The following is a 26,167-nucleotide window of genomic DNA, read 5'->3' as shown; positions in this document are numbered from 1 at the left end:
TTAAACCATGACGCAAACTTATAACGCTGATGCCATTGAGGTACTCACCGGGCTTGAGCCGGTTCGCCGCCGTCCGGGGATGTATACCGATACCACTCGCCCTAACCATTTGGGGCAAGAAGTTATTGATAACAGTGTCGATGAAGCACTGGCGGGTCACGCAAAACGCGTGGATGTAATCTTACATGCTGACCAGTCGTTAGAAGTTATTGACGATGGGCGCGGGATGCCGGTGGATATTCACCCGGAAGAGGGTGTACCGGCGGTTGAACTGATTCTTTGCCGTCTGCATGCAGGCGGTAAATTCTCTAACAAAAATTACCAGTTCTCTGGCGGCCTGCATGGCGTGGGGATTTCGGTGGTTAACGCCCTGTCGAAGCGCGTAGAAGTTAACGTGCGCCGCGATGGTCAGGTTTATAACATCGCCTTTGAAAATGGCGAAAAGGTGCAGGATTTACAGGTTGTCGGCACTTGCGGTAAACGCAATACCGGTACCAGCGTGCACTTCTGGCCGGATGAAACCTTCTTTGACAGCCCGCGTTTTTCTGTTTCACGCCTGACGCATGTGCTGAAGGCCAAAGCAGTACTGTGCCCCGGCGTTGAGATTACCTTTAAAGATGAGATCAACAACACCGAACAGCGCTGGTGCTATCAGGACGGTCTGAATGATTACCTGGCGGAAGCGGTAAACGGTTTACCGACGCTGCCAGAAAAACCGTTTATCGGTAATTTCGCTGGCGATACTGAAGCTGTGGACTGGGCGCTACTGTGGCTGCCGGAAGGCGGTGAACTGCTGACCGAAAGCTACGTCAACCTTATCCCAACGATGCAGGGCGGTACGCACGTTAACGGTCTGCGTCAGGGCCTGTTGGACGCGATGCGTGAGTTCTGTGAATACCGCAACATTCTGCCGCGCGGTGTAAAGTTGTCGGCGGAAGATATCTGGGATCGCTGCGCCTATGTGCTGTCAGTAAAAATGCAGGATCCGCAGTTTGCCGGGCAGACCAAAGAGCGTCTCTCTTCGCGTCAGTGCGCGGCATTTGTTTCTGGCGTGGTGAAAGATGCCTTTATCCTGTGGCTGAACCAGAACGTTCAGGCGGCGGAGTTGCTGGCGGAGATGGCGATTTCCAGCGCCCAGCGCCGTATGCGTGCGGCTAAAAAAGTGGTGCGCAAAAAGCTGACCAGCGGCCCAGCACTGCCTGGCAAACTGGCTGACTGTACCGCGCAGGATCTTAACCGTACCGAACTGTTCCTTGTGGAAGGTGACTCCGCAGGCGGATCTGCCAAGCAGGCGCGCGATCGCGAATATCAGGCGATCATGCCACTGAAAGGTAAGATCCTTAACACCTGGGAAGTTTCTTCCGACGAAGTGCTGGCCTCGCAGGAAGTGCATGATATTTCGGTAGCGATCGGTATCGATCCTGACAGCGACGATCTGAGCCAGCTTCGTTATGGCAAAATCTGTATCCTCGCGGATGCGGACTCTGATGGTCTGCACATTGCCACGCTGCTCTGCGCTTTGTTCGTAAAACACTTCCGCGCGTTGGTGAAACACGGTCACGTTTACGTCGCACTGCCACCGCTCTACCGTATTGATCTCGGGAAAGAGGTTTATTACGCGCTGACGGAAGAAGAGAAAGAGGGCGTACTTGAGCAATTAAAACGCAAGAAAGGCAAGCCGAACGTCCAGCGTTTTAAAGGTCTGGGGGAAATGAACCCGATGCAATTGCGTGAAACCACGCTTGATCCGAACACTCGCCGTCTGGTGCAGTTGACTATCGATGATGAAGACGATCAGCGTACTGACGCGATGATGGATATGCTGCTGGCGAAGAAACGCTCGGAAGATCGCCGCAACTGGTTGCAAGAGAAAGGCGACATGGCGGAGATTGAGGTTTAATAATCTTTACCCGGCAAACATGTGTTTTGCCGGGTTGTCGCTGATTATTTTATTGGGCACAGTTTGTTACGATCTGGAAATAGTGTTGCCAGCGAACCAGCCAGAGTTTTCCAGTCCGTAGCCATTTTTTCTGCTTGTGCAGTTGTTATTACTGCACCTTGTTGTTTAATAAGCTCATCCTCCACTCTGGTATAGTGAATAATGGTAAAATCCGTAGAGGACCATTTATCCTTAGAGAACATCTTCGTCATCGCATGAATGTTTGCTTGCCCGTCATCGATAAAAACAATCGCGTCATATTTGTTCCCCATTTTATCCAGCATATAATCGAGAATTACGCCTTTATCTTGCCCGGAAGAAAAAAATACCCCCTGGCTGTACAGCCATGACCGTTTGAGTTTCCCTTTTTCAAAGGGTGGCAAAGTATCCTCTTTCTTCCTGAGTGCGGAAGACGAAAAATCAATGCCGTTTCGCTTTAATTCCCGCAATGTCGGAAAGAGAGTATCCGGTGCACGGGATGTCAGAGCAAAAGCGGTATGCTTTTGTTGCCACTGTTTTAACATTGTCGGTAACTGTGGCTCGGTAAGCTGCATAGGGCTAAGTTCGTAAAGCATACTGATTGTATTTTCATACAGGCAGGGAACTTTTTGCGAGTCATCCGGCTTTAAGGGCAATTTATCGGTTTGCCATTGATACCAGATATCACCGCCAATGCGTGTGCCACTCGTTAATAACGTATTATCAATGTCAAAAACCAATAATATCTTATCGGATGGATAGAGAGTTTCCTTTTCGGTGATAATTTTACTGACCGCACTATATTCGCCAGTAACTATATTTTTTACCTGTGCGTAAGATAAAGCTGGCAGAGCAGAGAGTATCATCCAGAGAATGATTTTAAATTTATTATTCATTTTTTATTCCAGATTAGAAAGTATAAGTCAGACCCCAGCGCCAGCGGATTTGGCGATTACTTGATGTTTTATCCACACCTTTATAATCCGCAATACTCATATAGGGTATCCACGATCCCATTTTGTACCCTACTTTAAATGATGCGGTATAGTTTTTATGGCCATCATTCCAGGTTAAATAACCATTATTGTAATAGACCAGGTTTAACTGATATTGGATGTTGGTTTTTTGTGGTCGATAGTCGATCCACACATCGTAACGGCGGTTATTACGATCATCGTTGCCATAACCTTTGGATTTATCGGTAGCTTTATCCATGTCATAACGAAAACGACCCGAAACTTTCCATTCTTTGCTGAAATCATAACCCGCAGAAAGACCATATTCGTAAGTTGACCAATATTGCGTGGTATCAAGCCAGAACATGGGTTCTAACCAGAATTTTTTGTCATCCAGCGGCTTAAAGCGGTAAACAACAGATAATCCTGTTCCGTTATTGCCAAATTGTGAGGGGTCCCACTTATCTTTATCACCTTCATCGGTGTTATAGCGTAATTCTCCCATCAAACCGATACCATTACTAAAAAATGTACCAAATTCAACGCGGTCCGCGTGGGTGCGAGTATCATCAAGATACTCATGACGATAATCAATAAATCCATGCGGCTGTTCTGCACAGACTAGTGTAGGTGACAGGCAGGATAACATTGTTATTCCTGCAAGTGATATTTTAAGATAAGAATTCATAATATTCCCTTTCAGAATAAAATATATTTTTGGTGATCGAATACACCATCTGATGATTCCAGGTATTAGAATGTTTTTTTATCTATAGTTTGACTTTAAATTTTAAGTTTGTTTTCCTTATCAATGAATAGATAAAATTTCGTCTGTTGATGGGGCTGGAAATTATTATCAGATACAAATATTAACGATGTATGCCCATCAATCAGAGGACCGAAGGTTACCCCTTCAATACAATCCGCAGAGGAAGTGTAATCAGCAAAATCAATTAATAATTTTTTACTGACGGGTTGTAACGTGGATTTATTGGACCAATCTTGCAGACTGTCAATATCCTTGATATCGCTGGCAGCAGTTAAATCGACCATATAAACTCTGACAGAGTAATCCCAGTCATTGAACCCAGCACTGACGTTTCTGCCGGAACGTTCGATGACCAACAATTGGTGATCATTCAGCGCCAGGACCTCGGATACGCCATTATCATTAATACCGAACTTACTCACTTGCGGAACAGGATCAGTAATATAGAGATATTCATGCAATTGCTTTGAAGGTCGACCGTCTGCATCTATAGAAAATTGCAGTAAGCGTGATGTACCTGAATTTATTGGACTTGCAATAGGCCCATCCTGTTTAAGGCTGCTTTCAACGGCGATAAAAAGTGATTTTCCATCTGGTGTAACTGTCAGGCCCTCCCAGGCGTTGCCGCTGCGAATACCATTGCTGCTCTCTTTGTCAGAACTAATATTAAATCGAGCAGGAAATAAAGACGTAAAATCTTTCTCCATTACGCCATCGAGAGTGCTCAGACGCAGTGGAGCACCTAACTCCGAACTCCAGAGTAATGACTTACCATTGTGTGTCAGGGCCAGACCTTCGGCATCCACCGTATTGGTCACGAAAGGCTGCTGTTTTGCATCAAGCAGTGGACGCTGGTTGAGAAAATTCACTTGCTCAATGCCCCTGATGATACCTGTATTTTTAGTGTATAAAGACTGGCATCTCCTTCTTTATTATTGTTTCTGCTATCGTTAATAGCATAGAAAATATTTTTTTTTGCATCAAATGTGATGGCTGATAGCCCCGCGATTGTAACATTGTTCTGTTTTTCTCCCGTCCGGAAGTTGAACTCACCAGCATAATGAAGAAAACTGTTTGCCTGCGCTGTTGTGCATAACAGCGGTAATGCCAGAAAAATAGCGGCATGTCTTATTTTCATGATATTTACCTTTGTGTATGTATCTGATTTTAGTCGTGTTGTGAAAGAAAAAGATTAACTTCCGATGGTGTCGCCAGATGACCTCTGGCACCTAATGCAGTAATATTTATTGCTGCAGTGGCAGAAGCAAATTTTAGTGCTTCAATTAAGGGCATGTTTTTTATTAAGCTATAAACAAATGCACCATTAAAAGTATCTCCAGCGCCAGTGGTATCAATAATGGGAATTGTATAGCTACCTATTTTTACTTGCTCATTGCCTTTGACTGCAATTACTCCCCTAACATCCAGCGTAACCACGACAGCCTCAAGTTGATACTCGTCTTGTATATCATGCAGAAGTGTAAAATCTGGCTCTGCTGCATAGCCACGAATAAAACCGTCATAATTAAATATCGCAATATCAGCAAGGTGTAAAATTCTGGCAAGGTGTTCAGGTGTTGCAATGATATGAGGCTCAATATCAACGACAACTTTTGTCATCTGGCTACGGGAATATTCGGCCAGCATACGAAATTTCTCGATATCTGCTGGCATCGTATAATAATAACGGCTTTGCGCAATTGCCTGCAGGGCTTTTTCTTTATCCCACTCATGATCACTACCAGGCGAGTAAACCAACGTTTTTTCACCTAATTCATCAATAAAGATAATCGCGGTATTGGCAATCAATTCCGGAATTACCTGAACGAAATCACAATTTACATGATATTTTTTAAATCCATCAAGAATGATCGAGGCTGAATGATCATTGCCCACACATGAAACAGATACCACATTGAGACCCAGTTGTCCCATCGCACAGGCACTGTTGGCGACTGTGCCGCCAGCTTGTTCACCCAGACGTGTCCCGACCACTTTACCGCCACGAGTGGGGAGTGACGGGATAGATAAAAAAATATCTATATTTCCACTGCCTAAAGCGGCGACATCAAATTTCTTCATAGTCTTATTTCTCCCTATGGCTAACGCGTTGCCCGCCTGCGTCGACATAATCACAACTTAAATGCCAGCACATTTCATATAACCACTGCATGACCAGAAATAAATTGTTGGACTCACTGGCATCAGGTATAAAACTGATTAATTCTGCTGTCGCTCCCTGTTCAACAATTGCTTTTTGGGTTGCAATGTAAAATGGGTACTCGCGGGATGTAGCTGGCAGTAAAAAATAATGCTGACCGACACCAGCCTGATGTAAGCGTAATGAATGATAAAATTCTTCCAGTGGAAAGGCTGTCGCACGAATCTGTGGGCCGCAAGAAAGTAAATTGCTCCCCGATATTGCTAGTCCCCAACTTAAGCCACTCCCCAGAAACGTTATCTCTTTTTGTTGGTAAAAATGGCGCTTCTTTTGCTGCCAGTGCTGATTAATCTGGCTAAATTTCCCTTCTAAATCCTCTTCAATTTGCAGTGGTGTTAAGCCTGGACATAAGTTTTGCGCTAAGCGCAGGAGGGTATAAAGTGTGACGCTACTACTTTGCGTTGGAATACCCTGCTTATTCGCCCATGTATAGAGCATGTTTTCTGTTATTGCGCAAAATGGTGTTCCAGGGCAATTCGTCACACCCAGCACTTGCGCGTTTGAGCATACTGCGTGGCTAAGGGCGTCAACGGTCAGTGATGGTCTGCCACTTGCGCTGAGAATAATGATCAACGTTTCTTTCTGATAACGGGTTAAATCAGTCTGAAGAAAATCCCACGTTTGCAATGCGGAACAAAACAGATGTGTGTATTTCCCCAGCCAGGCGGCGGCACATAGTGCCACCGTCCAGGAGTCGCCCGATCCCACTATACAGACGCGTTCAACAGCACGTTTATCGAGCTGAACAGATGAAAAACATTCACCCCAGATAGCTGCCAAATGGCGTAGCGCTGCCGCCGTTGCATTTATTTCCTCACGAGTTTGCGCTAATGGCATAACAGGAGCACGGGCTGGCATGTTCATTATTTCTCCTGTGCCTGTACTGCAAGCAATGTCAGACCCGATGCGATCGCTTCAACATCGAAATCTTTATTATTTACGGCGCGGAAAAAGGCATATTTATCTTCAGGGAGCGCATCAAAACCGCGCCATGCCCCTGCAATTGCGCCTGCCATCGTAGCGATGCTATCGGTGTCATTGCCAATATTGGCGCAGGCATGGATGGTTTCCCAGGGTTCTCCTTTGCAGTACAGCAATAGACCGATTGCCGCAGGAATGGATTCATGGGCGGCAACAGAGTTACCAACCAAACCTTCCATTTCTCGCAGACAAGACTCCAGATCATTGGCACGTCTGGCGATGTCCGCTGCAAGTTGGATGCGCATGGCGATAGATGGCCCTGCTACACATCGTGCATATTGTTTGGCCAGGCGTTCGCCGTAATTCGCTCCCCAGATTGCGGCATCCAGTAATGATGTGAGCGAGGCTTCTGGTAACATAGCCTGCGATGTCGCTGCAGCGATGGCGCAAGCGCTGGCAATCGCAATATTGGTGTCATGTGAAGGTAGGCAAGTTATTAACGCCAGGCGACACGCTTTTTCTTTCTTGCCAGGCCAGATCAATCCTGCCGGGGCTACACGCATTCCTGCGCCATTCGTGGTGCCGACATTGGGGGCCTGACGAGAAGATGTTCCAATACGCCCAATGGTGTTTGTTGGTCTACCTTCTTTTAGTGCCTTGACGATTTGTTCTGTTGTGGGGCCTTTATAATTTGCGTAGGGCTGCATATCGGCCCAACGCAGAAGACAAGCTAACCAGTCATTATTGGTGAAGTTATCAAATCCAGCCTCAATTAACCCTTCTGAAAACACATACATTTGGCTGGAATCGTCGGTGATAAGTCCTGCAACACCATTTAATGAGCCAGCAAAGGTATCGGCAGGAGGAGAAACAAAGGCATTTAAAAAACCTCCCCATTGAGTTTTTATTTCATCAATGCTGTAGAGTTCAGTCGCTGCGCCTAATGCATCGCCCATACCTGCGCAGGCTAAAGAACCTAATATTTTGTTATAAATTACGGCTTGTTCTATTTTGTTCACAATATTCTCTCTGTTACACGCTAAAACTGTCTTTTGTAATTCGTGCTTTGTAGGAGTACCGACTTGCGGGATAAACCATCTCTACATACTCCATTGGTTTACGTTCCACGGATAACGTGACGCGGGTACAACTTAATACGACGTCATCGGCAGTCAGTTCCAGTAATTGACGCTCAAGGGGCGAGGGAAGCCGGGCAGAGATAATCTCCGTTGCTTCTAAAGGTTTAATAGCGAGTTTTTCTTCCAGTAAAATATAGAGCGAACCCGTCGCCAGCAGCTCTTCCAGAGTTATTTCTTGTCCGTCATTTAACGCAAGCCATGATGTCTGAATACCCAGCGGCGTACTTCCCATATAGCGAATGCGTTTTATACAGAAAACGGTATGGACATGGATATCAAGTTCGAGATTTTTTCTGATAATATCACTGAGAGGAATATAACCTATTTCAAGAATATTCTGTGCCGGTACGCCACCACGAGCCTTAATGTCATCAGTAAAACTATGTAATAAATGATTTTCCCGACTGCGAGCCGGTAATGTAAATGTTCCTTGCCCGTGGACACTATGCAGGTATCCGCGTTGTTTCAAACTTTCTATTGCTTTCCGAATTGTTGTTCTGCTGCTTAAAAAATGTTCAGCCAGTTCTCTTTCTGTTGGTATAGCTTTGCCTTCTTTCCATTCACCGTTATCAATTTTTTTCTTTATTTCATCAAAAATTTCACGATGCTTTAGCTGACCTTTACTGGCTTTATAAATTCTTATCATGACAAAGCCTCATTTCAAGTGGTTGATACCAACTTTACATTCTTTTATTTTTATTGCGCAGTATGCTTATTTGTTATCTGTGACATAAAACAGGAAAAACCACATTTATTAATAAATATCATGCGGTTAAGTGAAATTGGTTTTTATGTGATGCTGCTCAATATTAACTCAGTGGTTTGTTGTGGTATCTACCAATGCATTTATTCTCAATCGTAAAGTTATGTGCTGAATGAGTTCCGATACATTTGTTTTTAATATAATTTCATGTGATTAATGAGTGCTGTGTATGAAACTGACAATAAATGAAAAGATAGGTTTTGGTGCCGGTGATATGGCCATTGCGATAGTAATGATGTCTTTAGCCATGATCATCACTTATTTTTACACGGATGTATTTGGTCTGAAACCCGTCGACTTAGGTATTCTGTTATTTTCTGTACGTATTCTTGATGCTGTGATTGATCCAGTTGTGGGAACAATGACAGACATAACGAATACACGTTGGGGAAAATATCGGCCATGGTTGCTTTTTATGTCAATACCGTTTGGGATAAGCATTTGGTTGATGTTCACCACACCTGATACCGATTATTCAGTTAAGCTTTTATGGGCCTGGGCTACCTATGTGTTACTTACCTTGACCTATACGTTAATCGCTATTCCTTATGTTTCATTAATCAGCGTTATCACGGATGATCCACAAGAGAGATTGAGCGCCAATGGTTATCGTTTTGTTATGACAAAAATTGCCATGTTCGCCGTAACAATTATTGTTCCTTTATCTGCAATGTATCTTGGGAAGAATAACGTACAACTGGGTTATCAAATAGCAATGGGGACAATGGGTATTCTGGCAACGTGTTTATGCCTGTATTGTTTTTTTAGCGTGAGAGAGCGCATCTACCATCCAAAACCCAGTCTCGGTATGGCCGCGCAGTTTCGGTTACTGATCAAAAATGATCAATGGCTCATTTTGGGCGCTGTAATTGCGATCATTATGTTTGGCGGGATTATTCGTAACTCTGTCGCTGCATATTATGCAAAATATTACCTGAGTGGTGGGGATGCTTTAATTTCACCGTTTTTAACTTCAGGCGTGATCGCCTCAGTTCTGGCTATGATCGCTTGCACCTGGCTTACTCGTCTCTATGACAAAATAAAAATATTTCGTTATACCCAATTACTGGCGTTCGTGGTGGGTGGTGCGATGTATTTCGTGCAACCAAATTCTATAGTGCTAGCTTTTACATTTTATATTGTGGTGACTTTCCTGACGGATATCCAGCTTCCCATTTATTGGGCATCCATTGCTGAGTCCGTGGATTACGGTGAAATGAAAACGGGGCAACGTGTTTCTGGCCTGGCATTTGGCGGGATTCTCTTTTTCCAAAAGTTCGGTATGGGGCTGGCAGGGGGCTTTATCGGAATCGCTTTAGCCTATCTGGATTATCAACCAGGCGTAGAACAAACACCACAGGCGCTGTGGGGGATCTGCCTGTTAATGACGATCATTCCCGCGATACTTAACCTGCTTACCGGACTCATCATGAGATTTTATCTGATTAATAATGAATATTACGAACAGATAAAAGCACGGTTACAAACGGCGGAAGAGTGAAAATAAATGGCCGGCAAGCAGCACCGGCCTCTTTTCAGAAATATTAAATCCCTGGCTGCAGAATACGAATATTCATCTCCAGCACGTCGCCTTTTACGGCTTCGCTGTACGCCTTCATGTGCGGGGTTTGCAGATGCGCTTCAAGATGCGCGATGCTTTCCCACTGCTCAATCATCACGATAGAATCCGGTGCCATAGACTGGAAACTCACGCCAGCAGCGCAATCCACCATTGGCGCATAGCCGTGGCAACCTTCTTCTTTCAGTACGGTTGGAACGATTTTAGCAAACTGATCCAATACCGCCTGACGGTGATGTTGACCAGGACGAGTACGGATTTCTGCGATTACGGTAAGCATGGTTAACTCCTTCTAAAGCCTGAGCTCTAGTTAACCAAAAATTTCCACAAGATGCTTGCGATATTCTTCAGTATAGCGGGGAACATCAGGCATTTTTATCACGTCATTAGCGATAAATGTCGGCAGCGGTTCCATACCGAGGAATTGGTTTGCTTTATGGAACGGCAGATACACACCGTCAACGCCAACGCCGTGGAAGAACTGATCTTTTTCGGTGAAGGCTTCCATTGGTGCGTTCCAGGTTAGAGAAAGCATATATTTTTTGCCCTGTACCAGGCCGCCGGAACCGTATTTTTTCGACGGATCTTTGCGGGTACGACCATCGCTGGCATACAGCGTTCCATGACCTTCGGTGAATACATCATCAATATATTTTTTCACTGTCCACGGCGCGCCCATCCACCAGCCTGGCATCTGCCAGATCACCACATCAGCCCAGAGAAAGTTTTGTACTTCCGCTTTGACAACGTAGTCGCTGTCGGCGCGAACGATGCGGACATCATGCCCGAGGTCGCGCAGTGTGCCATCCGCGACTTCGGTCAGGGTGTCGTTCAGTTGACCATTGGAGTGGGCGAATTTTTTCGCGCCGTTGATAATCAGGATGTTGCTCATTTTTTAACCTCAAGGTGAGACGTTTGTCGACTATAGTACGTCACAGAGCGGTACGGTGAAATTAGCAAAATGTGCAAAGTCTTTTGCGAATTTAGCAAAAGTCTGATCTAGCTCTGACTCACCGATGCAGGATAAATATTTTCTGAAAATGACAATACTGATAGCCATTCCTCATAATTCTTACTCGCACCGGAATAATTTACACGTTTGGTTCGGTTTTTTTTGGGATTGAAAATATGGCTTTGAATAAGTAAAAGATGAAAATATCAACGTGTCATGTTGATAATTATAAATGGATTTTTATGAGCGTACTGATATATGTTAAAGCATAAAATTCAAACAATATTTGAAGCTCTGTTATACATAATGCTTACTTATTGGTTAATAGATGCTTTTTTTGCTTTCAATAAGTATGACTGGATGCTTGAGTCGGGAGGCAATATTTGCAGTATACCTTCCGTTTCAGGCGAAGATCGTATATTGCAAGCAATGATTGCAGCATTTTTTCTTCTTACGCCACTTATTATTCTTATCTTAAGAAAACTCTTTATGCGGGAAATGTTCGAGTTTTGGGTATATGTATTTTCGCTCGGTATTTGTCTGGTTTGTGGTTGGTGGCTTTTTTGGGGACGGTTTATATTTTGCTATTAGTAAAATCTATGAGAGTCGTTTTAACGGCTCTCATAGACAGAGAAGTTACCAGCTTACCTTCGCCTCAAATCCACCTTGTTCCGCATTCCCAAACTCAACATTCATGCCATGCAATTTGGCGATTCGCTGGACAATCGATAGCCCAAGTCCACTGCCGGTAGCGGTTTGTCCGGGGGGGCGATAGAAGCGTTCGCCAATTCGCGCCAGAGCCTCTGGCGTCACACCGGGGCCGTTATCCCTCACGATGAAATTATCAGCATTCAGCGTGACGTCTATCACGCTGCCCTGTGGACTGTAGCGCACGGCGTTATCCAGCAAATTTCGCACCAACAAACTTAGCAATAGCGGTTGTCCGGTGCGTTTGATGCCGTGGGCATTGAGTGTCAGTCGCACGTCAATTTTCGCCTGCTGCGCCGTGTGGTAAATATCCATCACCGACGATTGCAGGAGATCTTCAAGCGGGATCTCCGCGACGTCCTGAAGGTTATCCAGTGAGTCCAGCCGCGATAGAGTGAGCAGTTGATCAACCAGACGAGTAGCGCGATCGATCCCGTAATGTAATTGAAGCAGCGCTTTTTTCCGCGCTTGCGGATCATCGTCAGAAAGCTGCGCAACTTCGGTTTGCACTTTCAGCGCCGTTAACGGGCTACGTAGTTCGTGAGCTGCGTCGGAGGTAAAGCGTCGTTCACGAACCATCATCGCATGTGTGCGGGCGAACAGTTGATTTAGCGACTCAACCAACGGACGCACTTCGCTGGGTACGCCAGTCGCGTTTAGTGGTTTTTCCGAGTCAGGGTCACGCATACGCAGCGCCAGCGCCAGTTTGTTCAGCGGCGCGAGTTCACGACCCAATAGTACCATCATGATGATTAACATAATCGGCAGTGCGACCAGCCACGGGATCAATTGCCCGGCAACAATCGCCAGCGCCATGTCTTCACGGTATTCCCATTCCTGACCAACAACGATGCGATATTTGCCATCAGGTGAGGTCATCCAGACAAAACGCCATTGATCTTTATCGCCCACCAGTTGCCCGTCAGCAAAACCTTCCCGTTGATAGCTATAAGGAATATCTTCTCCGTTATCGCCATCGTTAAGGACCATTCTGCCGTCGTGGGTAAAGATGGCAAAGGTCAGCGCATCGTCATCAACATGACCGTGTTTTAATTTATTTGGCGTCTGTGCCATGCGATCCGCCGCGTTGATTTCGTTGAGATCGAGCGTACTTAACCGCTTGGCAAACAGCATCAGTTGGGTGTCGAACAATTCATCGACGTTATCCGTTGTTTGTTTCCAGGCGACAAAGCTGGAAAGCAGCCAGGTCACCGAGGCCAGAATTAAAAAGATTAGCGTCAGCCTGACGCGCAGACTAAGACGTTGGGTAAATTTCATTTCTCACCTAATGTGTAGCCAATACCATGCACGGTACGAATAAAATCACTACCGAGTTTGCGTCGCAGATGATGCACATGCACTTCAACGGCATTACTGGTGACCTCTTCGTCCCAGGTATACAGTTTCTCTTCAATCAGTTTGCGCGGCAGTACCCGACCAGCGTTACGCATCAGTAATTCCAGCAGGGCAAATTCTTTTGGTTTCAGTGTTAAGGGTTCGCCAGCCAGCGTGGCGATACGTTTGCCGGGGTCGAGCATGACGTTACCGTGGCGCAGCTCGTTGCTGGCCTGGCCGTTGGTTCGGCGCATCAGAGCTTCCAGCCTGGCGGCGACTTCTATCAACGCAAAAGGTTTACACAGATAATCGTCAGCTCCCAGACGCAGCCCTTCTACACGTTCCTCCAGCGCATCGCGCGCGGTCAGGATCAGTACCGGCTCACGCTGACCTTTTTCTCGCCATTCGCGCAAAATATCGCGACCATCCATGCCTGGTAAGGTTAAATCCAGGATTACCGCATCATAAGGCGCGCTATAAAGCGCCTCTTTTCCCTGACGACCTTGTGTAAACCAGTCGACGCTAAAACCCATTTTACTAAGGCCCGTTTTGATGCCGTCGCCAATCAGCATGTCATCTTCTATCAGTAAAATTCGCATTTTTTCATCCCTGCGATAACCGTATTTGCTGCCAGTAAACCGTGTTGTAACGCGCTCTGTACAGCACTAAATTTTATTTTTTTCCCTTAAGAAGTTGTTAAGGACTATCTTGTTAAATGCTCGGAAACAGACATTAAAGGGAGTAATAAACATGAAAAAATTCGCAGCAGTAATCGCAGTAATGGCCCTGTGCAGCGCACCGGTGATGGCAGCAGAGCAGGGCGGTTTTTCTGGCCCATCGGCAACGCAAAGTCAGGCCGGAGGATTCCAGGGGCCGAACGGCAGCGTAACGACCGTAGAAAGCGCAAAATCCCTGCGTGACGACACCTGGGTAACCCTGCGCGGCAATATCGTTGAACGCATCTCTGACGATCTCTACGTGTTTAAAGATGCCAGCGGTACTATCAATGTTGATATCGACCACAAACGCTGGAACGGTGTGACGGTGACGCCGAAAGATACGGTTGAGATTCAGGGTGAAGTCGATAAAGACTGGAATTCTGTTGAAATTGACGTCAAACAGATCCGCAAAGTAAATCCGTAATTGTTACCGCTCCCGGGACGCGTTCCCGGGAATAATTTCGCAGGGAGGCAAAATGACAAACCTGACACTGGATGTAAACATTATCGATTTCCCATCAATCCCTGTGGCGATGTTGCCGCACCGCTGTAGCCCTGAGTTGCTCAACTACAGTGTGGCGAAATTTATCATGTGGCGTAAAGAGACGGGGCTTTCTCCTGTTAACCAAAGCCAGACTTTTGGCGTCGCCTGGGACGACCCTGCCACCACCGCACCGGAAGCGTTTCGCTTTGATATCTGCGGCAGCGTTAGCGAACCGATTCCCGATAATCGTTATGGTGTGAGCAATGGTGAACTTACCGGTGGACGTTATGCCGTGGCCCGCCACGTTGGCGAGCTGGACGATATTTCACACACGATATGGGGCATTATTCGCCACTGGCTGCCTGCAAGCGGCGAGAAAATGCGTAAAGCACCGATTCTGTTTCACTACACCAATCTTGCCGAAGGGGTGACAGAGCAGCGACTGGAAACGGATGTTTATGTGCCGTTGGCGTGATGGGGAATCTTTACCGGAGTGTGAGCCAAATCACTCGCGATAAGTTTGAGCGAACAATGCCACAGGCGTATTGTTGTTGGACTTATAATTTCTCCGGTAAGGAATACCATGTATACGCGAAATTTATTATCCGGTGCGCCGTAAGCCGTCTCGGGGGTACCCATGAGCAAGCCGCACTTATGGCAGGAGGCGCGGGGCACTGGTGGAGACACAGCTAAACTGGGCTGAACCGTATACTTACAGTCGACTACTTTGATGCTTTAGGCTTCCCTGGACTCGCATAACCTCAACTTCTCGAATCGCCCGGAGCGGACCCCCATGCCGAGTGGTGTGGCATGGGCGCAACCTTGTGCTGCCCTCTATGCCGATCAAGTCTACAGCAAAGAGTTGTATATCAAGGCACATTGATGCCTTTATCGCCGTCGGAGCACGTCCGGCGGCGCTATTCACGCTGATCTCCTGTGACTCGACGCGGCAGATAATGTAGTATCTCCGGCAATATTGCCCCTTTGAAGGCTGGCGAATAAGTTGAGGAATCAGAATTAATGAGCGATATGGCAGAGCGCCTTGCGCTACATGAATTTACGGAAAACGCCTACTTAAACTACTCCATGTACGTGATCATGGACCGTGCGTTGCCGTTTATTGGTGATGGTCTGAAACCTGTTCAGCGCCGCATTGTGTATGCGATGTCTGAACTGGGCCTGAATGCCAGCGCCAAATTTAAAAAATCGGCCCGTACCGTCGGTGACGTACTGGGTAAATACCATCCGCACGGCGATAGCGCCTGTTATGAAGCGATGGTCCTGATGGCGCAGCCGTTCTCTTACCGTTATCCGCTGGTTGATGGTCAGGGGAACTGGGGCGCGCCGGACGATCCGAAATCGTTCGCGGCAATGCGTTACACCGAATCCCGGTTGTCGAAATATTCCGAGCTGCTATTGAGCGAGCTGGGGCAGGGGACGGCTGACTGGGTGCCAAACTTCGACGGCACTTTGCAGGAGCCGAAAATGCTGCCTGCCCGTCTGCCAAACATTTTGCTTAACGGCACCACCGGTATTGCCGTCGGCATGGCGACCGATATTCCACCGCATAACCTGCGTGAAGTGGCTCAGGCGGCAATCGCATTAATCGACCAACCGAAAACCACGCTCGATCAGCTGCTGGATATCGTGCAGGGGCCGGATTATCCGACTGAAGCGGAAATTATCACTTCGCGCGCCGAGATCCGTAAAATCTACGAGAACGGACGTGGTTCAGTGCGTATGCGCGCGGTGTGGAAGAAAGAAGATGGCGCGGTGGTTATCAGCGCATTGCCGCATCAGGTTTCAGGTGCGCGCGTACTGGAGCAAATTGCTGCGCAAATGCGCAACAAAAAGCTGCCGATGGTTGACGATCTGCGCGATGAATCTGACCACGAGAACCCGACCCGTCTGGTGATTGTGCCGCGTTCCAACCGCGTGGATATGGATCAGGTGATGAACCACCTCTTCGCTACCACCGATCTGGAAAAGAGCTATCGCATTAACCTCAATATGATCGGTCTGGATGGTCGTCCGGCGGTGAAAAACCTGCTGGAAATCCTCTCCGAATGGCTGGTGTTCCGTCGCGATACCGTGCGCCGCCGACTGAACTATCGTCTGGAGAAAGTCCTCAAGCGCCTGCATATCCTCGAAGGTTTGCTGGTGGCGTTTCTCAATATCGACGAAGTGATTGAGATCATTCGTAATGAAGATGAACCGAAACCGGCGCTGATGTCGCGGTTTGGCCTTACGGAAACCCAGGCGGAAGCGATCCTCGAACTGAAACTGCGTCATCTTGCCAAACTGGAAGAGATGAAGATTCGCGGTGAGCAGAGTGAACTGGAAAAAGAGCGCGACCAGTTGCAGGGCATTTTGGCTTCCGAGCGTAAAATGAATAACCTGCTGAAGAAAGAACTGCAGGCAGACGCGCAAGCCTACGGTGACGATCGTCGTTCGCCGTTGCAGGAACGCGAAGAAGCGAAAGCGATGAGCGAGCACGACATGCTGCCGTCTGAACCTGTCACCATTGTGCTGTCGCAGATGGGCTGGGTACGCAGCGCTAAAGGCCATGATATCGACGCGCCGGGCCTGAATTATAAAGCGGGTGATAGCTTCAAAGCGGCGGTGAAAGGTAAGAGCAACCAACCGGTAGTGTTTGTTGATTCCACCGGTCGTAGCTATGCCATCGACCCGATTACGCTGCCGTCGGCGCGTGGTCAGGGCGAACCACTCACCGGCAAATTAACGTTGCCGCCTGGGGCGACCGTTGACCATATGCTGATGGAAAGCGACGATCAGAAACTGCTGATGGCTTCCGATGCGGGTTACGGTTTCGTCTGCACCTTTAACGATCTGGTGGCGCGTAACCGTGCAGGTAAGGCTTTGATCACCTTACCGGAAAATGCCCATGTTATGCCGCCGGTGGTGATTGAAGATGCTTCCGATATGCTGCTGGCAATCACTCAGGCAGGCCGTATGTTGATGTTCCCGGTAAGCGATCTGCCGCAGCTGTCGAAGGGCAAAGGCAACAAGATTATCAACATTCCATCGGCAGAAGCCGCGCGTGGAGAAGATGGTCTGGCGCAATTGTACGTTCTGCCGCCGCAAAGCACGCTGACCATTCATGTTGGGAAACGCAAAATTAAACTGCGCCCGGAAGAGTTACAGAAAGTCACTGGCGAACGTGGACGCCGCGGTACGTTGATGCGCGGTTTGCAGCGTATCGATCGTGTTGAGATCGACTCTCCTCGCCGTGCCAGCAGCGGTGATAGCGAAGAGTAATATGCCGGGGAGGGCCTGTTTCCTCCCGCTTGCAAGGAACGCCGGATGAAACGTTAAGTCGTCATCCGGCAGCGTATTCAACCCCCGGAAACGATAAAAATTCCCTTGAAACCGTTGTTTATTCATGCGTTGCGATTAACAATACGCTTTTCCAGAGAGCGGCTTTTAACAATGCCCTAACCTGATTTCAGGTGACGTACAATGCCAGTCTCTCAGACCTTCAGAGGGTGTTATGCTATATATCTTTCGTCTTATTATTACCGTGATTTACAGCATCTTAGTCTGTGTATTCGGCTCCATTTACTGCCTTTTCAGCCCGCGTAACCCGAAACATGTGGCCACCTTTGGGCATATGTTTGGCCGTCTTGCGCCGCTGTTCGGCCTGAAAGTTGAGTGCCGCAAACCTGCAGATGCTGAAAGCTACGGCAATGCTATCTATATCGCTAACCACCAGAACAACTATGACATGGTGACAGCATCGAACATTGTGCAACCGCCGACGGTGACGGTAGGTAAAAAGAGCTTGCTGTGGATCCCCTTCTTCGGGCAGTTGTACTGGTTAACCGGCAACTTATTGATCGACAGAAACAATCGCACTAAAGCTCACGGCACCATTGCGGAAGTCGTGAATCATTTCAAAAAACGCCGTATTTCCATCTGGATGTTCCCGGAAGGAACCCGCAGCCGTGGTCGCGGCCTGCTACCGTTCAAGACTGGAGCATTTCACGCGGCAATTGCGGCGGGCGTCCCGATTATTCCCGTGTGCGTCTCTACAACTTCGAATAAGATTAATCTTAATCGACTGCACAACGGTCTGGTGATTGTCGAAATGCTGCCGCCAATTGACGTCAGTCAGTATGGCAAAGATCAGGTTCGTGAGCTGGCTGCCCATTGTCGTTCGATAATGGAACAAAAAATCGCCGAGCTCGATAAAGAAGTCGCAGAACGCGAAGCCGCCGGAAAAGTTTAAGTCGGCAATCTGTATTTTTGCGGGGAACACTTTCCTGCACGGTATTACTTTAGCCAGTTTTACATGGAGCAAATATGTCACTCAGTCGGCGTCAGTTCATTCAGGCATCGGGGATTGCACTTTGTGCAGGCGCTGTTCCCCTGAAGGCCAGCGCAGCCGGGCAACAGCAACCGCTACCCGTTCCGCCGCTACTTGAATCTCGCCGTGGGCAACCGCTGTTTATGACTGTACAACGTGCGCACTGGTCATTTACGCCAGGGACACGCGCGTCGGTCTGGGGAATCAATGGTCGTTACCTGGGGCCGACTATCCGCGTCTGGAAGGGCGACGATGTTAAGCTTATTTACAGCAACCGCCTGACAGAAAATGTCTCAATGACGGTGGCCGGGCTACAGGTACCAGGCCCGCTGATGGGCGGTCCGGCACGGATGATGTCGCCAAACGCTGACTGGGCACCCGTACTGCCCATTCGCCAGAACGCAGCTACTCTGTGGTATCACGCCAATACTCCCAACCGCACGGCTCAGCAGGTCTATAACGGCCTTGCCGGAATGTGGCTGGTGGAAGATGAAGTCAGCAAGTCGCTGCCTATCCCCAACCATTATGGTGTGGATGATTTTCCGGTCATTATCCAGGATAAACGGCTGGATAACTTTGGTACGCCAGAATACAACGAACCGGGAAGCGGCGGCTTTGTTGGTGATACGCTGCTGGTTAACGGTGTACAAAGCCCGTACGTTGAAGTCTCGCGTGGCTGGGTGCGCTTGCGACTGCTGAACGCGTCGAACTCTCGTCGCTATCAACTACAGATGAGCGATGGTCGCCCGTTACATGTGATTTCTGGCGATCAGGGATTCCTGCCTGCTCCTGTATCGGTGAAGCAACTTTCGCTGGCACCGGGCGAGCGCCGCGAGATTCTGGTGGATATGAGCAACGGCGATGAAGTGTCGATCACCTGTGGCGAAGCGGCGAGCATTGTTGATCGTATTCGCGGCTTCTTTGAGCCATCCAGTATTCTGGTTTCTACCCTGGTGCTAACGCTGCGCCCAACCGGCCTTCTGCCGCTGGTCACAGACAGTCTTCCGATGCGCTTGCTGCCAACTGAAATCATGGCTGGTTCGCCAATTCGCAGTCGCGATATCAGTCTGGGTGATGACCCGGGTATTAATGGACAGCTGTGGGACGTCAACCGTATTGATGTCACCGCGCAGCAAGGAACGTGGGAACGCTGGACGGTACGCGCGGACGAGCCGCAAGCGTTCCATATTGAAGGCGTAATGTTCCAGATCCGTAACGTGAATGGCGCGATGCCGTTCCCGGAAGACAGAGGCTGGAAAGATACCGTTTGGGTTGACGGACAAGTGGAGCTGCTTGTTTATTTCGGTCAGCCTTCCTGGGCGCACTTCCCGTTCTACTTCAACAGTCAGACGCTGGAAATGGCGGACCGTGGCTCGATAGGGCAACTTTTGGTCAATCCGGTACCGTAATCTTCATACTCGCCCGAGGAGGGCGAGTATGGAATACCTTTCGATTTCTCTTTCGTTCCGGCTTATAATCCCCGGCCTTTGATTATTTTTTTATCATTTCTGGAAGCAAAATGAGCTCTATCTCCCTGATCCAACCGGATCGCGACCTGTTCTCCTGGCCGCAGTACTGGGCCGCCTGTTTTGGACCGGCACCGTTTTTGCCGATGTCTCGTGAAGAGATGGATCAACTTGGCTGGGATAGCTGCGACATCATTTTGGTTACTGGCGACGCGTATGTCGATCACCCAAGCTTCGGGATGGCGATTTGCGGTCGTATGCTGGAAGCACAGGGCTTTCGCGTCGGGATCATCGCCCAGCCAGACTGGAGCAGCAAAGACGATTTCATGCGTCTGGGTAAACCGAATCTGTTTTTCGGTGTTACTGCTGGCAACATGGATTCGATGATAAACCGTTATACCGCCGATCGCCGTTTACGTCATGACGATGCCTACACGCCGGATAACGTCGCGGGTAAGCGCCCGGATCGCGCCACACTGGTTTATACCCAGCGTTGTAAAGAGGCGTGGAAAGATGTACCGGTGATCCTCGGCGGTATTGAGGCTAGTCTGCGCCGTACCGCACATTATGATTACTGGTCCGATACCGTGCGCCGTTCCGTGCTGGTGGATTCGAAAGCCGACATGCTGATGTTTGGTAACGGTGAGCGTCCGCTGGTGGAGGTGGCGCACCGTCTGGCGATGGGCGAGCCGATTAGTGAAATCCGCGATGTGCGTAATACCGCGATTATCGTGAAAGAGGCGCTGCCTGGCTGGAGCGGCGTGGATTCCACCCGTCTTGATACCCCTGGAAAAATCGACCCAATCCCGCATCCGTATGGTGAAGATTTGCCGTGCGCGGATAACAAACCGGTGGCACCGAAAAAGCAGGAAGCCAAAGCCGTAACCGTGCAGCCACCGCGCCCGAAACCGTGGGAAAAAACCTACGTGTTGCTGCCTTCTTTCGAGAAAGTGAAGGGCGATAAAGTGCTGTACGCCCATGCTTCGCGCATTCTGCACCACGAAACCAACCCAGGCTGCGCCCGCGCATTGATGCAAAAACACGGTGACCGCTATGTGTGGATCAACCCGCCTGCTATCCCGCTTTCTACCGAAGAGATGGACAGCGTTTTTGCGCTGCCGTACAAGCGCGTGCCACATCCGGCCTATGGCAATGCCCGTATTCCGGCTTACGAAATGATCCGTTTTTCGGTCAACATTATGCGCGGCTGCTTTGGCGGCTGTTCTTTCTGTTCTATTACCGAGCACGAAGGGCGCATTATTCAGAGCCGTTCGGAAGATTCGATCATTAATGAGATCGAAGCGATCCGCGACACCGTTCCAGGTTTTACGGGCGTGATTTCCGATCTCGGTGGGCCAACTGCCAACATGTATATGTTGCGCTGCAAATCGCCACGCGCTGAACAAACTTGTCGCCGTTTGTCGTGCGTTTATCCGGATATTTGTCCGCACATGGACACTAACCACGAACCGACGATCAACCTCTATCGCCGTGCGCGTGATCTGAAAGGCATTAAAAAAATCCTCATCGCCTCAGGCGTACGTTATGACATCGCCGTGGAAGATCCGCGCTATATCAAAGAGTTGGCGACCCATCACGTCGGCGGTTATCTGAAGATTGCCCCGGAACATACCGAAGAAGGGCCGTTATCGAAGATGATGAAGCCGGGCATGGGCAGCTATGACCGCTTTAAAGAGCTGTTCGATACTTACTCAAAACAGGCAGGTAAAGAGCAGTATCTGATCCCCTATTTCATCTCCGCGCACCCCGGTACGCGTGATGAAGATATGGTGAATCTGGCGCTGTGGCTGAAAAAGCATCGTTTCCGTCTCGACCAGGTACAGAACTTCTACCCATCGCCGCTGGCGAACTCAACCACCATGTATTACACCGGGAAAAACCCGCTGGCGAAGATTGGTTATAAGAGCGAAGACGTCTTCGTACCGAAGGGCGACAAACAGCGTCGTTTGCATAAAGCGTTGTTGCGTTACCACGATCCGGCAAACTGGCCGTTAATCCGCCAGGCGCTGGAAGCGATGGGCAAAAAGCATCTGATTGGCAGCCGTCGCGATTGCTTAGTGCCTGCGCCAACCATTGAAGAGATGCGTGAAGCTCGTCGCCAGAACCGCAATACCCGTCCGGCGTTGACGAAACATACGCCGATGGCGACCCAGCGTCAGACGCCTGCTACGGCAAAAAAAGCGTCGTCTACGCAATCTCGTCCGGTGAATGCTGGTGCGAAGAAACGCCCTAAAGCGGCGGTTGGACGTTAAAAAAAATCCCCGGCAACTGACATGCTGCCGGGGATTTTTTTATCATTCTGCGTACATACGCAAGCAGCGCAGGCAATCAAAATAGTCCTGAGCATCAAGACGCGTATTGGCTCTGTTAGCTTCGGATTTGGCAGCATAGATTTGTGGGCGTAGTGCTTTCATATCCTGCTCAAGCCGGGCGATTTTGGCATTTAATGTTTGCACATTGCTCGCCAGCTGATTGACCTTTTGCTCATTGACGCAGCCACTGAGCAAGCAGGTTGCCAGAACAACAGCTCCCACGGTGAAAATCGTTTTCATATAGTGTTCCCTTTTATTTATTGTTCCGGCTAATTGTTATTTAATTCAGCTCATTGCTTTAATCTGGCGGCGGTTTTTGCCTCAATCTGCTTAAGTAGGCTGCCGCTGTTCGGGCGGATAAAATCAGCGATTTCCCACTTGCCTTCGCGCCGCTGTAAAACCAGTTCTTGCTCTTCGTTGTTGCCATTGGTCAGCGTAAAACGAACATGAATGCGGGCGGAATCGGCGGTTTTCTCCAGGACTCGAATTTCATCAACGCGTGAAAATAGCGACTCTTCGCCAAAACAGATCGGATTGTCGTAAATAAATTGCCGTTCTATTTGCATATCTTCATCGGGATTATTGGCCGTCTTGAAGGTGGTTTTATAGAAGGCATTAACCGCCTGGCGGTAAGAGTCGGAAACCACCCACGTCCACGGCCAGCTATAATCAGCAATATGTTCAAAGAGTTCGGCAACAAAGGCTTCCGGCTGTTCTTTTTGCAACGAAGCTAAAGCGGCCAGCGTTTTTTCATTCTCGCTATTAACTGCTTGTAAGACGCTGCCATGATTGCTGACAATATCGTCAATGACCCAACGACCATTTTCCGCCACCATTTTCAGTGTCTGCGTGGTCTTTTCTTTATCATCTTTAAAGATACGAAAGCGCACAACGGCATCGGCATGATCGGCGTCAGTTTGGGTTATCGCAACGCTTTCTAGCACCAGATCGCCAAAATCCTGACAATCACAAACCGGATCATAATCCAGCCAGCCAATATTGCCCGGCAGCGTAAGATTGTCGTTCAGGGTAAGCGCCTGTTGAATACGCGCAGAAGTTATCGCCCGCTCTCCGGTTTCACCAAAATAAGGGGCAGTGGCATCTGATTTATAGTTCTGATAAATATGCCGGACTGTTTGTTCTACGGTCAGTGAGGGGGGCTGTGCGTGTACGGTAAAACTTGCCAGGGCTGCTAAAAACAGAAGTATTATTTTCATCTGTTTTTCACCTCTCCGTTGCGTTTATCCCGGATATAGATGAGTTGTTCTTTTAAGAGCTTCCGGCTCTGCATGATGATGTCCTTATATTTGGCATTCCTGAACAAGGAAGAGTAACAACGGGCGGGACGCGAGGGGAATAAATGATTTCTGAAAAGTCCGGTAGCGGAACATTACCGCCACCGGGAGAATTTGCATGTTAGCCGCCGAACTGGTCAGGATCGGGACCGAGACGCTTGCCCTGATCGAGTTTTGCAATTTCGCCGAGTTCGTCTTTGTCGAGACGGAAATCCCAGACATCAAAGTTTTCGGCAATACGTGAAGGTGTGACCGATTTCGGGATCACCACCAGGCCGCTATCCAGATGCCAGCGGATAACAATCTGCGCCGGGGTTTTGCCGTATTTATCTGCCAGATCGCGAATGACTTTCTGATCGAAAATGCCTTTCCCTCCTTGCGCTAATGGGCTCCAGGATTCGGTCTGGATTTTGTGTGTCGCGTTCCAGGCGTGTAGCTGGCGTTGTTGCATCAGCGGATGAAGTTCGATCTGGTTTATCACAGGCGTCACGCCAGTTTCATCAATCAGGCGTTGCAGGTGATGGATCTGGAAGTTGCACACGCCGATGCTTTTGATTAATCCCTCTTTTTGCAATTCGATCATGCCTTTCCATGCTTCGACATAATGGTCGATAGCGGGAACGGGCCAGTGCATTAAGTAGAGGTCGATATAATCAAGCTGGAGTTTTTTCAGGCTGTCGAGCAGGGCTTCGCGGGGGCGCTTGTGGTCGTCGTTCCACAGCTTAGTGGTGATGAACAGTTCTTCTCTGTTGACTGAGGCATTTTTCAGGGCTTTGCCGACACCTTCTTCGTTCTTGTAGGCCGCGGCGGTATCAATCGAGCGATAACCCACTTCTAACGCTTTTTGAATGGCGGTGATTACTTCCTCATTACTTGCTTGCCAGACGCCCAGTCCCAGCTGGGGCATGACATTGCCATCCTGTAGCTTAATAACGGTTGGATTAGCCATACGTTCCTCCTTTATATGAACTCACCGGAGCAGGCTCCGGTGAGGTGTTGTGAACTTAAGTCTGGACGAAATGCCCGAAAACGAAAGTTTGAGGTGTAAAAAGCTTAGCGGGCGGCTTCGTATATACGGCGGCTGACATCCAACGTAATGTCATGATTTTCGCCCAGTTGGGTCATGCCGTGCTCTTCCAGTTTTTTCAGCAAAGCCGGGATGGAGCTGCCGTCCAGACCGTAGTCGGAGAGGTGGGTCGGCACGCCTAATTGCTCAAAGAAATTGCGGGTTGCGGCAATCGCGGCGTCAATACGCTCATCATCGGAACCTTCAGTGATGTTCCAGACGCGTTCAGCATATTGCAGCAGCTTAGCGCGCTTGGTCTCGCGTTTTTCATTCCACAGTGCAGGCAGGACGATAGCCAGTGTTTGCGCGTGATCCAGACCGTGCATCGCAGTCAGTTCGTGGCCCAGCATATGCGTTGCCCAGTCCTGCGGTACGCCAGCGCCAATCAAACCGTTCAGCGCCTGCGTCGCCCCCCACATGACGTTGGCGCGCACATCGTAGTTTTCTGGCTCTTTCAGGGCTTTCGGACCATCTTCGATCAGCGTCAGCAAAATGCCTTCTGCGAAACGGTCCTGAATTTTGGCATCAACCGGTTTGGTAACATACTGTTCCACGGTGTGTACAAAGGCGTCCACTACGCCGTTAGCCACCTGACGCGGCGGCAGGGTGTAGGTATAAACCGGATCGAGCACGGCAAATACCGGCTGAACATGGGCAGAATGGAACGCCTGCTTGTCGCCTGTGGTTTTACGGGAGATCACCGCGCCTGCGTTGGATTCTGAACCGGTTGCTGGCAGCGTCAGCACACAGCCCATCGGGATGGCGCTTTTAATCTCTTTACCGCCCGTTTGCAGAATGTGCCACGGATCGATATTTTCCGGATAGTTAGCCGCTGCGGCGATAAATTTGGTGCCGTCCAGTACAGAACCGCCGCCAACCGCCAGCAGGAAAGTCACTTTCTGTTCGCGAACCAGTTTCACGGCGTTCATCAGCGTTTCATAAGCCGGGTTTGGCTCAATACCGCCAAATTCCAGCACGTCCATGCCTTTCAGGGCATCCAGAACTTGATCGAGAACGCCGGTTTTTTTCACGCTGCCGCCACCGTAGGTAATCAATACGCGAGCATCGTGAGGAATTTGTTCGCGTAAACCAGCGATTGCGCCTTTACCAAACAGAATGCGGGTTGGGGTGTGCAGATTAAAGTTGTTCATTACTTGCTCCCTTTGCTGGGCCAATATGAGGGCAGAGAACGATCTGCCTGATGTTTTTCATTGTG

General features: G+C 48.9%; 25 protein-coding genes. 9 read left to right on the top strand and 16 right to left on the bottom strand.

What is annotated here, in order from left to right; genetic code table 11:
- Positions 1 to 7 precede the first annotated feature (7 nt).
- Positions 8 to 1,900 (top strand): DNA topoisomerase IV subunit B, encoded by a 1,893-nt coding sequence (gene parE / locus ACJHXA_RS14880; protein ID WP_000195296.1) that lies wholly within the window; start codon positions 8 to 10, stop codon positions 1,898 to 1,900.
- 44 nt (positions 1,901 to 1,944) lie between these two features.
- Here the strand turns inward: parE and ACJHXA_RS14875 are convergent, their stop codons facing one another.
- The 8 genes from ACJHXA_RS14875 to ACJHXA_RS14840 all read right to left on the bottom strand — a co-directional run bounded on the left by ACJHXA_RS14875 (position 1,945) and on the right by ACJHXA_RS14840 (position 8,570).
- Positions 1,945 to 2,814 carry a DUF2608 domain-containing protein gene (locus tag ACJHXA_RS14875; RefSeq protein WP_001060171.1) on the bottom strand — a complete coding sequence of 290 codons (870 nt, stop codon included), beginning with the start codon at positions 2,812 to 2,814 and terminating at the stop codon, positions 1,945 to 1,947.
- A gap of 13 nt (positions 2,815 to 2,827) precedes the next feature.
- Positions 2,828 to 3,562: an oligogalacturonate-specific porin KdgM family protein gene (locus tag ACJHXA_RS14870; protein WP_283512316.1), complete on the bottom strand. Its 735-nt coding sequence runs from the start codon at positions 3,560 to 3,562 to the stop codon at positions 2,828 to 2,830.
- Between the two features lie 95 nt (positions 3,563 to 3,657).
- Positions 3,658 to 4,512 carry an esterase-like activity of phytase family protein gene (locus ACJHXA_RS14865; RefSeq protein ID WP_001315861.1) on the bottom strand — a complete coding sequence of 285 codons (855 nt, stop codon included), beginning with the start codon at positions 4,510 to 4,512 and terminating at the stop codon, positions 3,658 to 3,660.
- Positions 4,509 to 4,781: a hypothetical protein gene (locus tag ACJHXA_RS14860; RefSeq protein ID WP_283512315.1), complete on the bottom strand. Its 273-nt coding sequence runs from the start codon at positions 4,779 to 4,781 to the stop codon at positions 4,509 to 4,511. Before ACJHXA_RS14860 ends, ACJHXA_RS14865 begins: the two co-directional genes overlap by 4 nt.
- Positions 4,782 to 4,810: 29 nt before the next feature.
- Entirely contained in the window at positions 4,811 to 5,725 is a 915-nt protein-coding gene (locus ACJHXA_RS14855) for a carbohydrate kinase family protein (RefSeq protein WP_000712977.1), read from the bottom strand.
- Between the two features lie 4 nt (positions 5,726 to 5,729).
- Entirely contained in the window at positions 5,730 to 6,728 is a 999-nt protein-coding gene (locus ACJHXA_RS14850; protein ID WP_001315863.1) for an SIS domain-containing protein, read from the bottom strand.
- Positions 6,728 to 7,804: an ADP-ribosylglycohydrolase family protein gene (locus tag ACJHXA_RS14845; protein ID WP_001033125.1), complete on the bottom strand. Its 1,077-nt coding sequence runs from the start codon at positions 7,802 to 7,804 to the stop codon at positions 6,728 to 6,730. The genes ACJHXA_RS14850 and ACJHXA_RS14845 overlap by 1 nt, the downstream gene beginning before the upstream one ends.
- Positions 7,805 to 7,817: 13 nt before the next feature.
- Positions 7,818 to 8,570 carry a GntR family transcriptional regulator gene (locus tag ACJHXA_RS14840; RefSeq protein WP_000619461.1) on the bottom strand — a complete coding sequence of 251 codons (753 nt, stop codon included), beginning with the start codon at positions 8,568 to 8,570 and terminating at the stop codon, positions 7,818 to 7,820.
- A gap of 286 nt (positions 8,571 to 8,856) precedes the next feature.
- Here ACJHXA_RS14840 and ACJHXA_RS14835 point away from each other — a divergent pair, with 286 nt between their 5' ends.
- Positions 8,857 to 10,188 carry an MFS transporter gene (locus ACJHXA_RS14835; protein WP_000778880.1) on the top strand — a complete coding sequence of 444 codons (1,332 nt, stop codon included), beginning with the start codon at positions 8,857 to 8,859 and terminating at the stop codon, positions 10,186 to 10,188.
- 43 nt (positions 10,189 to 10,231) lie between these two features.
- Here ACJHXA_RS14835 and ACJHXA_RS14830 read toward each other — a convergent pair whose 3' ends face one another.
- Complete coding sequence (locus tag ACJHXA_RS14830; protein ID WP_000958598.1) at positions 10,232 to 10,546, bottom strand: putative quinol monooxygenase; 315 nt, start codon at positions 10,544 to 10,546, stop codon at positions 10,232 to 10,234.
- Between the two features lie 30 nt (positions 10,547 to 10,576).
- Complete coding sequence (gene mdaB, locus ACJHXA_RS14825; RefSeq protein WP_000065440.1) at positions 10,577 to 11,158, bottom strand: NADPH:quinone oxidoreductase MdaB; 582 nt, start codon at positions 11,156 to 11,158, stop codon at positions 10,577 to 10,579.
- 318 nt (positions 11,159 to 11,476) lie between these two features.
- On the opposite strand from mdaB, the gene ACJHXA_RS14820 reads away from it, so the two are divergent.
- Positions 11,477 to 11,809 carry a DUF2645 family protein gene (locus ACJHXA_RS14820; RefSeq protein WP_000912123.1) on the top strand — a complete coding sequence of 111 codons (333 nt, stop codon included), beginning with the start codon at positions 11,477 to 11,479 and terminating at the stop codon, positions 11,807 to 11,809.
- A 45-nt stretch (positions 11,810 to 11,854) separates the two neighbouring features.
- On the opposite strand, the gene qseC is transcribed toward ACJHXA_RS14820, so the two are convergent.
- Positions 11,855 to 13,204, bottom strand: coding sequence for a quorum sensing histidine kinase QseC (gene qseC, locus ACJHXA_RS14815; protein WP_000673354.1), 1,350 nt, complete (start codon positions 13,202 to 13,204; stop codon positions 11,855 to 11,857).
- Entirely contained in the window at positions 13,201 to 13,860 is a 660-nt protein-coding gene (qseB, locus tag ACJHXA_RS14810; RefSeq protein WP_001221502.1) for a quorum sensing response regulator transcription factor QseB, read from the bottom strand. Before qseB ends, qseC begins: the two co-directional genes overlap by 4 nt.
- A 151-nt stretch (positions 13,861 to 14,011) precedes the next feature.
- Here qseB and ygiW point away from each other — a divergent pair, with 151 nt between their 5' ends.
- The 6 genes from ygiW (at position 14,012) to ACJHXA_RS14780 (ending at position 22,530) form a co-directional block, all read left to right on the top strand.
- Entirely contained in the window at positions 14,012 to 14,404 is a 393-nt protein-coding gene (gene ygiW / locus ACJHXA_RS14805) for an OB fold stress tolerance protein YgiW (RefSeq protein ID WP_000712658.1), read from the top strand.
- Positions 14,405 to 14,456: 52 nt separating this feature from the next.
- The gene (locus ACJHXA_RS14800; RefSeq protein ID WP_000183494.1) at positions 14,457 to 14,939 is read left to right on the top strand and encodes a GyrI-like domain-containing protein; all 483 of its coding nucleotides are present in this window, start codon (positions 14,457 to 14,459) and stop codon (positions 14,937 to 14,939) included.
- Between the two features lie 545 nt (positions 14,940 to 15,484).
- Positions 15,485 to 17,743 (top strand): DNA topoisomerase IV subunit A, encoded by a 2,259-nt coding sequence (gene parC, locus ACJHXA_RS14795; RefSeq protein WP_001281881.1) that lies wholly within the window; start codon positions 15,485 to 15,487, stop codon positions 17,741 to 17,743.
- Between the two features lie 232 nt (positions 17,744 to 17,975).
- On the top strand, positions 17,976 to 18,713 hold the full coding sequence (plsC, locus tag ACJHXA_RS14790) for a 1-acylglycerol-3-phosphate O-acyltransferase (RefSeq protein ID WP_000965712.1): 738 nt from the start codon (positions 17,976 to 17,978) through the stop codon (positions 18,711 to 18,713).
- Positions 18,714 to 18,787: 74 nt separating this feature from the next.
- Positions 18,788 to 20,200 carry a cell division protein FtsP gene (gene ftsP, locus ACJHXA_RS14785; RefSeq protein WP_000059395.1) on the top strand — a complete coding sequence of 471 codons (1,413 nt, stop codon included), beginning with the start codon at positions 18,788 to 18,790 and terminating at the stop codon, positions 20,198 to 20,200.
- A gap of 110 nt (positions 20,201 to 20,310) precedes the next feature.
- Positions 20,311 to 22,530 (top strand): YgiQ family radical SAM protein, encoded by a 2,220-nt coding sequence (locus tag ACJHXA_RS14780; protein WP_000095187.1) that lies wholly within the window; start codon positions 20,311 to 20,313, stop codon positions 22,528 to 22,530.
- A 42-nt stretch (positions 22,531 to 22,572) separates the two neighbouring features.
- Here ACJHXA_RS14780 and yqhH read toward each other — a convergent pair whose 3' ends face one another.
- From yqhH to yqhD, 4 genes are all read right to left on the bottom strand, one after another.
- Complete coding sequence (yqhH, locus tag ACJHXA_RS14775; protein WP_000848528.1) at positions 22,573 to 22,830, bottom strand: lipoprotein YqhH; 258 nt, start codon at positions 22,828 to 22,830, stop codon at positions 22,573 to 22,575.
- Positions 22,831 to 22,880: 50 nt separating this feature from the next.
- Positions 22,881 to 23,807, bottom strand: coding sequence for a YbjP/YqhG family protein (locus tag ACJHXA_RS14770; RefSeq protein ID WP_000691598.1), 927 nt, complete (start codon positions 23,805 to 23,807; stop codon positions 22,881 to 22,883).
- A gap of 199 nt (positions 23,808 to 24,006) precedes the next feature.
- Entirely contained in the window at positions 24,007 to 24,834 is an 828-nt protein-coding gene (gene dkgA, locus ACJHXA_RS14765; protein WP_001533557.1) for a 2,5-didehydrogluconate reductase DkgA, read from the bottom strand.
- A 104-nt stretch (positions 24,835 to 24,938) separates the two neighbouring features.
- A complete protein-coding gene (gene yqhD / locus ACJHXA_RS14760; protein WP_001058813.1) occupies positions 24,939 to 26,102 on the bottom strand; it encodes an alcohol dehydrogenase in 1,164 nt (387 codons plus the stop codon).
- Positions 26,103 to 26,167 lie beyond the last annotated feature (65 nt).

It is taken from the genome of Escherichia sp. WS33, from assembly GCF_046486385.1.
Taxonomy (GTDB): Bacteria; Pseudomonadota; Gammaproteobacteria; order Enterobacterales; family Enterobacteriaceae; genus ECMA0423.
Note: the sequence above shows the minus strand (reverse complement) of the source record. Positions and strands in the feature narration are given on the sequence as shown.